The organism is Halorubrum sp. Atlit-26R (assembly GCF_003666015.1).
In the GTDB taxonomy this organism is placed as follows: Archaea; Halobacteriota; Halobacteria; order Halobacteriales; family Haloferacaceae; genus Halorubrum.
This window is the reverse complement of the sequence record NZ_QPLT01000005.1, coordinates 1-12,433: the sequence shown is the minus strand read 5'-3', so window position 1 is coordinate 12,433 and position 12,433 is coordinate 1. Positions and strand designations below refer to the sequence as shown.

Annotated in this window: 11 protein-coding genes and 1 pseudogene; 7 read left to right on the top strand and 5 right to left on the bottom strand. The window is 66.5% G+C overall.

What is annotated here, in order from left to right:
• The first annotated feature begins 35 nt into the window (after positions 1–35).
• The 3 genes from DVK07_RS06985 (at position 36) to DVK07_RS06975 (ending at position 1,877) form a co-directional block, all read left to right on the top strand.
• Positions 36–233 (top strand): hypothetical protein, encoded by a 198-nt coding sequence (locus DVK07_RS06985; protein WP_121596387.1) that lies wholly within the window; start codon positions 36–38, stop codon positions 231–233.
• An 81-nt stretch (positions 234–314) separates the two neighbouring features.
• Entirely contained in the window at positions 315–1,292 is a 978-nt protein-coding gene (locus DVK07_RS06980) for an aldo/keto reductase (RefSeq protein ID WP_121596386.1), read from the top strand.
• A gap of 138 nt (positions 1,293–1,430) precedes the next feature.
• Complete coding sequence (locus DVK07_RS06975) at positions 1,431–1,877, top strand: hypothetical protein (RefSeq protein ID WP_121596385.1); 447 nt, start codon at positions 1,431–1,433, stop codon at positions 1,875–1,877.
• A 121-nt stretch (positions 1,878–1,998) separates the two neighbouring features.
• On the opposite strand, the gene DVK07_RS06970 is transcribed toward DVK07_RS06975, so the two are convergent.
• From DVK07_RS06970 to DVK07_RS06960, 3 genes are all read right to left on the bottom strand, one after another.
• Positions 1,999–2,985 (bottom strand): phosphatase PAP2 family protein, encoded by a 987-nt coding sequence (locus tag DVK07_RS06970; protein ID WP_121596384.1) that lies wholly within the window; start codon positions 2,983–2,985, stop codon positions 1,999–2,001.
• Positions 2,986–3,027: 42 nt separating this feature from the next.
• Positions 3,028–4,341, bottom strand: coding sequence for a YihY/virulence factor BrkB family protein (locus tag DVK07_RS06965; protein ID WP_121596383.1), 1,314 nt, complete (start codon positions 4,339–4,341; stop codon positions 3,028–3,030).
• Positions 4,342–4,434: 93 nt separating this feature from the next.
• Positions 4,435–5,565, bottom strand: a complete 1,131-nt coding sequence (locus DVK07_RS06960) for a tRNA (guanine(26)-N(2))-dimethyltransferase (RefSeq protein WP_121596382.1) — start codon at positions 5,563–5,565, stop codon at positions 4,435–4,437.
• 192 nt (positions 5,566–5,757) lie between these two features.
• Here DVK07_RS06960 and DVK07_RS06955 point away from each other — a divergent pair, with 192 nt between their 5' ends.
• Entirely contained in the window at positions 5,758–6,660 is a 903-nt protein-coding gene (locus DVK07_RS06955; RefSeq protein ID WP_121596381.1) for a hypothetical protein, read from the top strand.
• Positions 6,661–6,789: 129 nt separating this feature from the next.
• On the top strand, positions 6,790–8,172 hold the full coding sequence (locus DVK07_RS06950; protein ID WP_121596380.1) for an APC family permease: 1,383 nt from the start codon (positions 6,790–6,792) through the stop codon (positions 8,170–8,172).
• A gap of 36 nt (positions 8,173–8,208) precedes the next feature.
• Here DVK07_RS06950 and DVK07_RS06945 read toward each other — a convergent pair whose 3' ends face one another.
• Complete coding sequence (locus DVK07_RS06945; protein ID WP_121596379.1) at positions 8,209–8,916, bottom strand: universal stress protein; 708 nt, start codon at positions 8,914–8,916, stop codon at positions 8,209–8,211.
• Positions 8,917–9,120: 204 nt separating this feature from the next.
• On the opposite strand from DVK07_RS06945, the gene DVK07_RS06940 reads away from it, so the two are divergent.
• Positions 9,121–11,115 carry a class I SAM-dependent DNA methyltransferase gene (locus DVK07_RS06940; protein WP_121596378.1) on the top strand — a complete coding sequence of 665 codons (1,995 nt, stop codon included), beginning with the start codon at positions 9,121–9,123 and terminating at the stop codon, positions 11,113–11,115.
• Positions 11,115–12,317 (top strand): restriction endonuclease subunit S, encoded by a 1,203-nt coding sequence (locus DVK07_RS06935; RefSeq protein ID WP_121596377.1) that lies wholly within the window; start codon positions 11,115–11,117, stop codon positions 12,315–12,317. Before DVK07_RS06940 ends, DVK07_RS06935 begins: the two co-directional genes overlap by 1 nt.
• An 18-nt stretch (positions 12,318–12,335) precedes the next feature.
• Here the strand turns inward: DVK07_RS06935 and DVK07_RS06930 are convergent.
• Positions 12,336–12,433, bottom strand: a pseudogene (locus DVK07_RS06930) (IS5/IS1182 family transposase); the annotation flags it as partial.

Sequence of the window (12,433 nt, the reverse complement as noted above, 5' to 3'; positions counted from 1 at the left end):
GCGGCTTTTTATCGCCCGCGCGTGTCGGGCGGGCCATGGACGAGATCCTCACGAACTGGCTGCTCGGCCTGATCGCCGCCCTCCTCGCGGTCTTAGTGCTCGACTCGACCGGCGAGCCCTTCCTCGCCTCGCTCGCGCCGGTCGCGAACGTGCTCGCGCTCGTCACCTTCCTCGCGTTCGTCATCCTCACCGGCGCGTTCCTCGTGTACACCGCGTCGTTCCGGGATCTGTGACTCTCCCGGTCCGAACCGTCCTGTACCCGCGGTCCCCGCCGCCGCGCGTAGCTTTTTGTCTCGCCTCGAACTGATCGGCGTATGGAGTACACGACACTCGGGAACACCGGCACCACCGTCTCGAAGATCTGCCTCGGCTGTATGAGCTTCGGCGACCCCGACTGGCGCGAGTGGGTCCTCGACGAAGAGGACGGGAAAGAGCTGATCGAGCGCGCGATCGACCTCGGGGTGAACTTCTTCGACACCGCCAACATGTACTCGAACGGCGAGAGCGAGCGCGTCCTCGGCGAGGCGCTCGACGGGTACGACCGCGACGAGTTCGTCGTGGCCACGAAGGGGTACTTCCAGATGGACGAGTCGAACCCCAACTCCGGCGGGCTCTCGCGGAAGGCGATCGAACAGGAGCTGTCGAACTCCCTCGACCGCCTCGGGATGGACACGATCGACCTGTACCAGATCCATCGCTGGGACGACGACACCCCGATCGAGGAGACCCTCGCCGCGCTCGACGACGCGGTGCGGCGCGGCGACGTCCGCTACATCGGCGCCTCCTCGATGTGGGCCCACCAGTTCGCGGAGTCACTCCACGCGAGCGACCGGGAGGGGTACGAGCGGTTCGCCACGATGCAGAACCACTACAACCTCGCGTACCGCGAGGAGGAGCGCGAGATGCTGCCGCTGTGTGAGAAGGAGAACGTCGGCGTGATGCCGTGGAGCCCGCTCGCGCGCGGCTACCTGACGCGCCCCCACGAGGACGTCGACGCGACGCTGCGGGGACGGACCGAGGATCACCTCTACGCGCACCCGTACCGCGAGGGCGGCGGCCCGACCGTCAACGAGCGCGTCGAGGAGCTCGCCGCCGAGAAGGGCGTGAAGATGGCCCAGATCGCCTTGGCGTGGCTGTTCCACAAGGAGTCGGTCGACACGCCCATCGTCGGCACGACGAGCGTCGAACACCTCGAAGACGCCGTCGAGGCGCTCGACGTCGACCTCTCCGACTCCGATCTGGAGTGGCTCGAAGCGCCGTACGAGCCGGTCCGCGTCTCCGGCCACGAGTGAGGCGTCGGTCGCGAGCGTGGCGCGGCCACGAGGGGGGCGTTCGGGACGGCCGCGACGCGGCCGCCGACGCCGACTTATAAACGCACCGTCGCGGACGCCACGGCAACCCTTTTCGGCGGCGCCGCCGAACCGTGGCGCATGGCAGACGACGACGCCACCGACCCCGAGAACGGCGAGGCCGGCGAACAGGACGCGTCCGCCGAGGGCGACGACGGCGAGGAGAAGTCCTTCCGCGAGCGCGTCGAGGAGATCCGCGAGCGACGCGAGCAGGAGCGCGAGGAGGGCGACCGGCCCGACCCCGAGGAGATGATGGGCGGCGGCGGCCCGCCCGGGATGGGCGGCGGGGGCGGCGGCAACCCCTTCGCGCAGATGATGTCCGGCATGATGGGCGGGGGCGGCGGCCCCGGCGGCGCGGGCGGCCCGCCCGGCATGGGCGGCGGCCCCGGCGCGCAGGGCGAGCAGGGCGCTCGCGGCGACGACGGCGGCAACGAGGAGCTCGTCCGCGAGGTGCGCCAGCTCCGCGACGAGGTCCGCGACGCGACTCGACAGCTCCAGCGCATCGCGCAGGCGCTCGAAGACGACTGACTCGGCGGCGTTCTCTCCCGTTTTCCGAAGCCCGGTAGCGCCGCGCTCGTCGGTCGACGGGGATTTGCGGTCGGGCGGGAACCGCGACGGCGTCGCGACGACCGCTTAAAAAAAAAACGACTCAGTTCCGGGCGCCGCTCATCGCCCCGATCCGCTCCGGCAGCGCGGGCAGCGCGACCACAGCGACCACGGCGGCGGTCGTGGCGACGAGCGTCACCGGGAGCGTCCCCGCGAGGGCGTACGCGCCGACCCAGAGCCCGCCGGTGACCGCGAGCGCGGGGACCGCGACGCGGACCGGGACGGCGGGCTCGTCGCCCTCGACGAGCCGCCAGCCGACCGCGCCGCCGGCGCCGGTGGCGATTCCGATGCCCGCCTCGACCACCTCGCCGGTGTGGCCGCCGGCGACGGCGACCGCCAGCGCGCCCGTCGAGACGACGGCCGCGAGCAGGAACGCCGGGGCGGGGTTCAGCGCGGCGGTCGGGCCGGCCGCCGCTGCCGGGTCCGTCGAGCGCCGGAACCGCGGGTCGCCGGCGAGCCGCAGCGCGACGGCGACCGTCCCCGCGCCGACGACGAGCCCCGCGAGCACGTCGACGAGGTAGTGGACCTCGATGATCACCCGCGAGGCCGCGACGGCGACGGCGACCGCCCCGGCCGCGAGGTAGCGGCCTCGGTCCGTCCAGAACCGGTCGTACAGCAGGGCCACGGCGAGGTACGCCGCCGCGCCGCCGGTGGCGTGGCCGCTCGGGAACCCGAACCCGTCGGAGAGCACCTGCGCCTCGTACCAGCCGGACAGGAGCGCGGGGAGCCACGTCGGGACGTCGGCGGGGGGCATCGCCCCGGGCGGCCGGGGGACCGCGAACCACGCCTTCCCGAGCGCCGTCGCGGCGTACGCGCAGGTGACGGCCGCGATGGCCGTCGCGCCGGCGCGGCGCGGCGACCCCGCGACCCCCTCGGTCGCGAACCAGTAGCCGACCGCGAGCAGCGCGAAGAGGAACCACGGGTCCGCGAGGTGGGTGACGGCCGCGAATGAGACCACGACGAACTCCGGGAGCGCGTCGACGAACGCGGTCTCGCCCAGCCCGCGCTCGGCGGCGACGAGTCCGGTCACGCGTCGATCACCCTGAGAGTCGGCAGCGGGGCGGTCGCCGCGTCAGTCATCGCCGCGGCGGCGGGCGTAGTCGAGCGCCTTGCCGGGCGTCTCGATCAGGTTGAGGCCGATGCCGACGACGACGAATATCGTGTAGAGGCCGAGCGTCGACAGCCCGAGGACGACGATGGCGCCGACCGCGTAGATCCCCTGAAGCGAGGTCAGCGCCGCGAGCGTCAGCACGGTGCCGTACAGCAGCACGAGGTACGGGCCCCAGCCGCGGGCGTGGCCGCGCCGCATCCGCGAGCGCACGTAGCGCTTCAGCTCCGACTCGACCTCGGGCTTGTCGACCGTGCGGCGTTCCACGTCGTCCTCGAACTCGTCGAGCTGCGACCGCAGCTCCCGGACTTCCGCTTCGAGGGCGGCGACGTCCGGCGCGCCGCGCGGCCGCTCGCCGTCGTCCCCGTCGGGATCCGACTCGCCGTTCATACCCGTGGGTCGGTCGCGGTCCTGTTGTAACTGCCGGTCCGCGGCGTCGTTCGAGGGGGTGACTGGGCCCCCCGACCCGCCGTCCCGGAAGTCGTCGCCGTCGCCGCCCCGCCCCGCGAGCACGACGTTGACCGCGCCGCCGAGGACGACGACGACGGCCGCGAGGTACAGCCAGGTGACCAAGAGGAGGACCCCGCCGATGACGCCGTACACCTGGTACTGCGCGGCGCCCGCGGCGTACACCTGAAAGCCGGCCTGGAGCAGCGTCCAGCAGACCGCCGCGAACGCCGCGCCCGGCAGCGCCTCGCGGACGCCGATCGTCGGCTGCGGGAGGATGTAGTACATCGGGAGGAAGACGACGGCGAGGAAGAGGGGGAGAGCGAGGACGCTCGCCGCCTCGACCAGCGGGACCGCGTCCGCGGCCGCGACGAACGCGCCGACCGCGACCATCACGCCGATGCCGACGCCGACGGCGACGACGACCGAGGCGGCGTCGGCGACCTGCTTGAGGAAGCCCGGCGTCTCGTCGCCGCCGTACAGCGAGACGAACGCCGTGTCGAGCCCGCGGAACACCTTCAGCGTCGACCAGAGCAGCACGCCGAGCCCGAGCAGGCCCGCGCCGGTCCGGCCGCCGGCCGAGGAGACGGCGGCGACGACCGCCTCCTCGCCGGCCGGCGTGAGGAACTCGCCCGTCGACGCGACCAGCTCCGCGGCGACGGTCTCGCCGAAGACGGCGGTGGCGACGACGACGAGCAGCAGGAGCGCGGGGACGAGCGAGACGAACGCGTAGTAGGCGATGGCGGCCGCGAGGAACGTCGCCTGCCGGTCGATCGCGAGGTCGGCGACGCGCCGAACCGTGCCGAACGCGGTGCGCGAGTGTCGGGACACGCCCCGCCCTTCGACCGACCGCGACAAAAGCGAGAGGGTGCCGACCGCGGAAGGAGGCGTCGGTCGGCGAGCGCCGCGGGCGACGGTCGGCCGTCAGTCCGCGTCGTCGCCGAGGACCGCCTCGCGCATCTCGGGGACCGAGGCCGTGCTCTTCACCGCCGTGCCGCGGTAGTGCGCGCGGCTCGCCTCGTGGCCGGCACCGCGGAGGCGCTCGACGAACTCCTCCATGCCGATCGCGGGCTCTCCCCACTCCGTGTACAGCCGGTGCTGGTCGTAGTGGGTGGGGGTGTCGAGCTCGCGCGCGACGGTTCCGAGCAGCTTGCGGGCGCGCTTCGCCTCGCCCATGTCGTCGGTCACCTCGCGGCGGACCGCCCGCGCGAAGTCGGCGTCGGCGACCGGCCCGAGCCAGATCGGGCCCGCCGTGAGGACGCGCTCGCTCCCGCACTCGGGACAGGCGTCGACCGGGTCGGCGATGCGCCCGCGCGTCGCCGCCCGCCAGAGGCAGTCCTCGCAGTGATCGACGTGGCCGAGGGCCTCGAGGCAGTCGTCGGCCGCGCGGGCGCCCGACTCCAGTTCGAGGTAGGTCCGGGCGTAGTGGCGCGAGACGTGCGAGAGGATCGGGGTCGCCGCCTTGTCGTAGCGCGCGGCGGTCCGCACCAAGGCGGAGATCAGCGTCCGGAGCCCCATCTCCGGGTGGTAGTCGGTGTTGCGCGGGACCGCGCCGTACTTGCGGATTCCGCTGTTGAGGTGGGCGCCACAGAGCGGCGCGGTGTCGGTGGCGGTAACGCAGACGAGGTTGCGGCCGTTCGCGAACGCCGCGTCCGCGAAGGGGATCGGCGTGCCGTACGGGTCGAGGTCGACGACGTCGAACGGCCCCTCGTCGTACAGGAGGGCGTTGACGTCGCGGTGGACCGCCTCGCCGTCGAGGCCGTTGGCGTCGAGGTTCGCGGCGGCGAGGTCGACCGCGTCGGCGTCGACGTCGGCGCAGGTGACCTCGTACCCCTCGGCGGCGGCGCGGACGCCCCGGATCCCCGAGGCGGCCATCGCGTCGAGGTAGGAGGCCGCTCGCGGCTCGCGGTCGCGGTAGGCGCGCAGCGTCGCGACCGTCACGTCGCGGTTCAGCTCCTGGGTCGGGTTGAAGAAGACGCCGCCGCCGGTGCCCTCGCTGGCGCCGTCGCGGGCCTCCGGGACGGAGACGGTGAGTCCGCCCTCTTCGATGTCCATACCGTCGGTTCGGTCATCCGGGCTAAAAGGACCGCGCTCCGGGGCCGGCGAGCCTCCGGAGGGGCGAACGCGGCGGTCGGCGGCGGCGACAATGGGAGGCTTTTACGCCGTCGGCTCGGAACGTGGACGTATGAACGGAGACGCGACGCGACGGCGGGACGACGCGGCCGGCGGCGAAACGGGGGGTCGAGGATGGTGAGTCCGGCCCGGGTCGACGCGATAACCGACATCGCGTACGGCGCGCTGATCGCCCTGTCGATCGTCCTCATCGCGACCACCCAGCAGAACGACGTGGCCATCGCGTTCGGGATCGGGGTGTTCGCCTCGTACGTGGTCCACGTCGTCTGGAAGATGGCCCGGTTCGACCCGGACTGGATGACCCGCGAGGTCGCGGACCAGGTCGGCAAGCAGGTCGAGGAGAGCGTCGGCGAGACCGTCGACAAGGAGGTCGAGAAGACCGTCGGCGAAACCGTCAACAAGGAGGTCGAGAAGACCGTCGGCGAAACGGTGAGCAAGGAAGTGGAGAAGACCGTCGAGGAGACCGTCGGCGAGAAGGTCGAGGAGACGGTGAGCAAGGAGGTCGAAAAGAGCGTCGGCGAGACCGTCAACAAGGAGGTCAGCGAAGTCGCCGACGACGTCAGCGACACCGTCAGCGAGGAGGTCACGGGGAAAGTCGAAGACACCGTCGGCGAAACCGTCGAAAAGACGGTCGAGGAGAAGGTCGGCGAAACGGTCGAGGAAACGGTGGAAAAGACCGTCGAGGAGACCGTCGGCGAAACGGTCGAAGAGAAGGTCGGCGAAACGGTCGAGGAAACGGTGGAAAAGACCGTCGAGGAGACCGTCGGCGAAACGGTCGAAGAGAAGGTCGGCGAAACTGTCGAGGAGAAGGTCGGCGAAACTGTCGAGGAAACGGTCGAAAAGACCGTCGAAGAGAAGGTCGGCGAAACGGTCGAGGAAACGGTCGAAAAGACCGTCGAGGAAACCGTCAGCGAAACGGTCGAGGAAACGAGCGACGACGAGGGAGAGGCCGACGACGAGGGCGAGGCCGACGACGACGACGGCGACGAGGCGTCCGGGCGACGCGACGGCTCGTAGCCGGCCCGGCGGGATCGGCGATCCGTATTTTGGGTCGACGGTCGCTGCGGCGTCAGTAGCCCGTGATCGGGAGGTTTTGGAATCTCCGATGGTGATAAACCGGGAGGGTGGGTAGTACCCGACAGTCGAATGGGGCACCACGACCTCGATCGGAGTCTCGGGCTGTACCCGACGATGATGATCAGTATGGGTGCGATGATCGGGAGCGGGATCTTCGTCCTGCCGGCGTTGGGATACAAGAAGGCCGGACCGGCGGTGGTCCTCGCGTACGTGTTGGCCGCGCTCGTCGTCTTGCCGGCCGCGCTGTCGAAGGCCGAGATGGCGACGGCGATGCCCGAGTCCGGGGGGACGTACCTCTACATCGACCGGGCGCTCGGCCCGCTGTTCGGAACGATCGCCGGGGTCGGGGCGTGGTTCTCGCTCGTGTTCAAAAGCTCGTTCGCGCTCGTCGGGCTCGGCGCGTACCTGCTGCTCTTCGCGCCGCTCTCGCAGGGCGCGGTGGTGTACGTCGCGCTGGCGCTCGGCGCCTTGGTCGTGGCCCTGAACATCTCCGGAACGAAGATGAGCGGACAGATCCAGGCGGTGATCGTCACGCTCGTCGTCGCCGGCCTGCTCGCCTACGTCGTCAACGCGGGCGTCGTCGTCGACACCGCCCGCTACACGCCCTTCGCGACGAACGGGAACGGAGGGATCGTCACGGCCGCCGCCTTCGTCTTCGTCTCGTACGCGGGGGTGACCAAGATCGCGAGCGTCGCGGAGGAAGTGAAAGACCCCGGGACGAACCTCCCTCGCGCGATGTTGGGATCGATGGCCGTCATGACGGTCCTGTACATCGGGGTGGTCGGCGCGATCGTGGGACTGAGCGATCCGGAGGTGCTGAAAACCGGCGGTCCGGGCGGGACGGCGTCGCTCACGCCGATGGCCGACGGGGCGGGGGCGCTGTTCGGCGGCGCCGGGGTGGCGCTCATCTCCGTGATCGCCGTCGTCGCGTTAACGAGCATGGCGAACGCCGGCGTCCTCTCCTCGTCGCGGTTCCCGCTCGCGATGAGCCGGGACGACCTCCTCCCGCCGACCCTGCGGACGATCGACGAGCGGTTCAAGACGCCGCGGAACGCCGTCCTGCTCACCGGCGTCGTGTTGCTGCTGCTCATCGCGTTCGTGCCGGTGATCGAGCTCGCGAAGCTGGCGAGCGCGTTCCAGATCCTCGTCTTCTCGTTCGAGAACATGGCGCTCGTCGCCTTCCGCGTCGCGGACACGCCCGCCTACGATCCCGAGTTCACCGCGCCGGGATACCCGTTCGTACAGGTGTTCGGATTCGTCGCCGGGCTGGCCCTGCTGACCCAGATGGGGACGGTTCCGATCCTCGGGGCCCTCGGAATCATCGCGGGCAGCGCGCTCGTCTACCTCGTGTACGGTCGGCCGCGGACGGACCGAACCGGAGCGCTCGGAGCGATCGTCCGCGCCCGCCGCGGGACGGAGGACGACGAGCCCGCGCCGACGGAAGCGGAGTGACCGCCGCGGCGGCGCGACCGTCGCGTCGAGGCGCGGTCAGTAGTCGCGGTCGACGACGACGACCGGGTCGCCGGTCTCGTTCGCGATGCGGTCCGGGAGCGTGCCGAAGAGGCGGTCGCCGAGGCTCGACTCCGGCTCGTACATCACGACCGCGTCGTAGTCGGCCGCGACGCGGAGGATCTCCTCGTCGTGTTCGTCGCCCTCGACGACCAGCGTGTCGACCGCGTCGGCGTCGAACCCGTCTTCGATCAGGCGCCCGCGCGTCTCCGAGACCACCGCCTCGCCGCGCTCCCGGGTCTCCTCGCCCTCGACGACGTGGAAGAGGGTGATGCGCTGCGTCGAGTCCTCGCTCAGGACGCGGATGAACGTCGGGAGCCGGTCGAACCCGGCGACGTCCGGGATCGGGACGAGGATGCGCTCGATCCCCTCCGTGGGGGCGGGGTCGAGCTCGGCGGCGCAGTCCTCCTCGACCGCGACCTGTCGGATCGCGGCGGCGCGGTCCTTCCCGAACACCAGCCGCGTCCGGACGGACGCCCCCGCGTCCGCGAACGAGTCCGCGATCTCGTCGAGCGTCGCCTGCGCCGCCTCGCCGAACTGCTCGCGGGCGGAGCTGGCCGGCGTCTGTTCCGGCAGGTCGTAGTGTCCGAGCACCACGACGTCGAGCGACGAGAGGTCCTCGATCAGCAGCGGCGACAGCGGCTCGGGGTCCGGGAGTTCGAGCGGCACGAGGATCGTGTCGGCCATGGCGCACGCTTGGGCGGCCGGACCAATAAACGGGGAGATTCGGCGGCGATCGGTGGGATTCGTGGAATCGGACGAGGGAGGAGTGGGAGGGGGACGGCGAGCCGGTGGGTCGCGGTGCGGTCTGTTCGTGAGAAGATGGCTCAGTGCCAGAGTCTCACTCGTGTCCAAACTATTATTCAGACGTGGTTTCTGGTCACGTAGTAGATGGTCGATAACTTCAACGAGAAGGCGGATTTTATTTGGTCCATTGCCGACCTCCTCAGAGGAGATTACAAGCAGTCGGAGTATCAGAAGGTCGTTCTCCCGTTGACGGTTCTGCGGCGGCTCGACTGCGTGACGGCGCGGAACAAGGACGAGGTCTTAGAGCGCTACGAGCAGCTCCAAAAGCAGGGTATCGAGAACGTCGCGCCCTCACTTAAAAAGGCGGCCGACGCAGAGGTGTACAACACGAGCGAGTACACCTTCGAGACGCTGTGTAACGACCCCGACAACATCGCGGAGAACCTCCAGTACTACATCAATCAGTACGACGAGGAGACGAAGGAGATCTTCGAGAAGTTCGACTTCGGCCACCAGATTCAGCGGCTCGACGACGCCGACCTCCTTTATAAGGTCGTGCGCCAGTTCGCGGAGATCGACCTTCATCCCGACGAGGTCGCGAACGAGGAGATGGGGTACATCTACGAGGAGCTCATCCGGAAGTTCAACGAGCTCAGCAACGAGACCGCCGGGGAACACTTCACGCCCCGCGAGGTCATCGAGCTGATGGTGAACCTCATCTTTCAGGAGGACGACGAGGCGCTCTCGGAGCAGGGCGCGGTCCGGACCGTCTTCGACCCCGCCTGCGGGACCGGCGGGATGCTCAGCGTGGCCGAGGAGTACGTCCGGCAGCTCAACAACGACGCCCGGCTTCACGTCTTCGGGCAGGAGCTGAACCCCGAATCCTACGCGGTCTGTAACTCGGACATGCTCATCAAGGGCCAAGAGCCCGATAACATCGTCTACGGGAACTCCTTCACGCAGGACGGATTCAAGGACCAGCGGTTCGACTATATGCTCTCGAATCCCCCGTTCGGCGTCTCGTGGAAGAAGGTGAAAGAGGAGATCGAGCGCGAACACGAGGAGCAGGGGTTCGCCGGGCGGTTCGGCGCCGGGACGCCGCGCACCAACGACGGGGCGTTCCTCTTCCTCCAGCACATGATCAGCAAGATGAAGCCGGCCGAAGAGGGCGGCTCTCGCATCGCGATCGTGTTCAACGGCTCGCCGCTGTTCAACGGCGGCCCGAACAGCGGCGAGTCGGCGATCCGGCGGTGGATTCTCGAAAACGACTGGCTGGAGGCGATCGTCGGCCTCCCCGAGAACCTCTTCTACAACACGGGGATCCGAACCTACATCTGGGTGCTCTCGAACGACAAGCCCGAAGCGCGCAAGGACAAGGTCCAGCTGATCGACGCGCAGGACCTCTACGCCGAGATGGACGAGAGCCTCGGGGAGAAGCGCCACGAGCTCGCGCAGGAGCACATCGACGAGATCTCACGCATCTTCGGCGACTTGGAGGCGAACGGGCGCTCGAAGGTCGTCCCCACGGAGGAGTTCGGCTACCGCCGGATCGTCATCGACCGCCCGCTCCGGATGAGTTTCAGGGCCACGGACGACCGCATCGAGAGCCTTCACGACGAGCGCGCGTTCACGAACCGCGACGAAGAGACGCAGGAGGCAGTGAAGGAGGCGCTGCGGACGCTCGACGACGACAAGCAGTGGATGGACCGTGACGAGTTTATAAATGAAGTGGAGTTGGCGTTCAACATGCAGGGCGTCGACGTGCGGAACAGCGTGTATAACGCGATCGAGCGCGCCCTCGGCGAGCGGAATGACGACGCCGAGATAGTGACTGATGGGAACGGGAACCCCGAGCATGACGGCGATCTGCGAGAGCGTGAACGCGTGCCTCTGGGAACGGACCCACGAGAGTACTTTGAGGAGGAGGTAGCACCGTACCTGGATAACGCGTGGATCAACGAGAGCAAGAAGTACCACGACGACAAGGATGGGGAGTTGGGGGTTGTCGGATACGAGATTAACTTTGACAGGTACTTCTATGAGTACAAGCCACCCAGAGATTTAGAAGAAATTGATGCTGAACTAGAGTCGAACCTCAAACAAATCAATTCCCTCGTAGACAGTGTTATTGATAGATAATGTCCCAAAAACAACAAACTAAACAATCGGGAATTGGTTGGGCTGGAGAGATACCAGAGCACTGGGAAACAAGCAAGATAAGATTCGTCGCACGATTAGAATCAGGACATACACCAAGTAGGTCTAAATCGGAATATTGGGAGGATTGTGATATCCCGTGGGTGACGACATCAGATATTAAGAAATTCAGGGGAAGTGAAAAGCTATATCTCAATTCAACAAAGAAACAAATTAGTCAGCTTGGACTTGAAAATTCAGGGGCCAAAATTCTTCCTGAAGGGACAGTGTTCCTCTCCAGAACCGCATCGGTAGGGTTCTCTGGAATTATGTCTCAAGAGATGGCGACATCTCAAGATTTCGCAAACTGGGTGTGTGGAGATAGAGTGATTCCGGAGTACTTAGTTTACACTTTCCGAGCGATGGACCAAGAATTTGACAGGCTGATGAAAGGGTCTACTCATCAAACAATCTATATGCCGGAGATACGTTCCTTGGAAATGCCACTTCCTCCGGTCCCGGAACAGGAGAAAATTGCATCGAGGTTGGAGTCCCAACTTCTCGATCTTCAAGAGATAAAAGAGAGGCTAAAAAGACTAATTTCAATCTTAGAGGATGAACGAAAGTCAATAATTACGGATCACATAGTAAACGGAATCAATGAGACGGAGTTCAAAAATGTGAAAGAATCGAGATGGTACGATACAATTCCGGCAGGTTGGGAGTTACTCCAACTTAATCGAATTAGAGATGCCAGAACGCCAATCGTGTATGGTATCGTTCAACCAGGGCCGGAACAGGATGAGGGAGTCCCATATATCAAGGGAGGACAGTGTGAACCGGAATATCTTGATCCAGAAAAGTTATCCAAGACAGCGAAAGAGATCGCTGAAAAATACAGTCGTGCGACCCTTGAACCAGAAGATTTGGTTTATGAGATACGCGGAAGTATTGGCAGGGTAGTTAAGGTGCCAGAAAAACTTGCGGGAGCAAACCTCACGCAAGACACAGCTCGCATTTCACCGGGAGAGAATATTGATAGCACTTGGCTACTCTATGCTCTAAAATCAGAGCCCTTCCGGCAGCAAATGGATTTACAGGCGAGAGGAGCAACTATTGAAGGGGTTAATTTGTTTGATCTACGAAGGGGTCAGCTCCCAGTACCGCCGATTCAGAAACAGAAACAGATTGGACTGCTGTGTTGAATAGATGCTGAGTCGCGTTTACAGCGGCTCACACAGTGGTTCTATGTTGGTAATGGCGAACATCAAGACGATTTCACGGAACTGCCGATACCAGCCAAGCGCTCGCACGGCATCGC

Coding starts and splice junctions, on each gene's coding strand:
- DVK07_RS06985 (WP_121596387.1), top strand. CDS start 36: ATGGACGAGATCCTCACGAACTGGCTGCTCGGCCTGATCGCCGCCCTC.
- DVK07_RS06980 (WP_121596386.1), top strand. CDS start 315: ATGGAGTACACGACACTCGGGAACACCGGCACCACCGTCTCGAAGATC.
- DVK07_RS06975 (WP_121596385.1), top strand. CDS start 1,431: ATGGCAGACGACGACGCCACCGACCCCGAGAACGGCGAGGCCGGCGAA.
- DVK07_RS06960 (WP_121596382.1), bottom strand. CDS start 5,565: ATGGACATCGAAGAGGGCGGACTCACCGTCTCCGTCCCGGAGGCCCGC.
- DVK07_RS06955 (WP_121596381.1), top strand. CDS start 5,758: ATGGTGAGTCCGGCCCGGGTCGACGCGATAACCGACATCGCGTACGGC.
- DVK07_RS06950 (WP_121596380.1), top strand. CDS start 6,790: ATGGGGCACCACGACCTCGATCGGAGTCTCGGGCTGTACCCGACGATG.
- DVK07_RS06945 (WP_121596379.1), bottom strand. CDS start 8,916: ATGGCCGACACGATCCTCGTGCCGCTCGAACTCCCGGACCCCGAGCCG.
- DVK07_RS06940 (WP_121596378.1), top strand. CDS start 9,121: ATGGTCGATAACTTCAACGAGAAGGCGGATTTTATTTGGTCCATTGCC.
- DVK07_RS06935 (WP_121596377.1), top strand. CDS start 11,115: ATGTCCCAAAAACAACAAACTAAACAATCGGGAATTGGTTGGGCTGGA.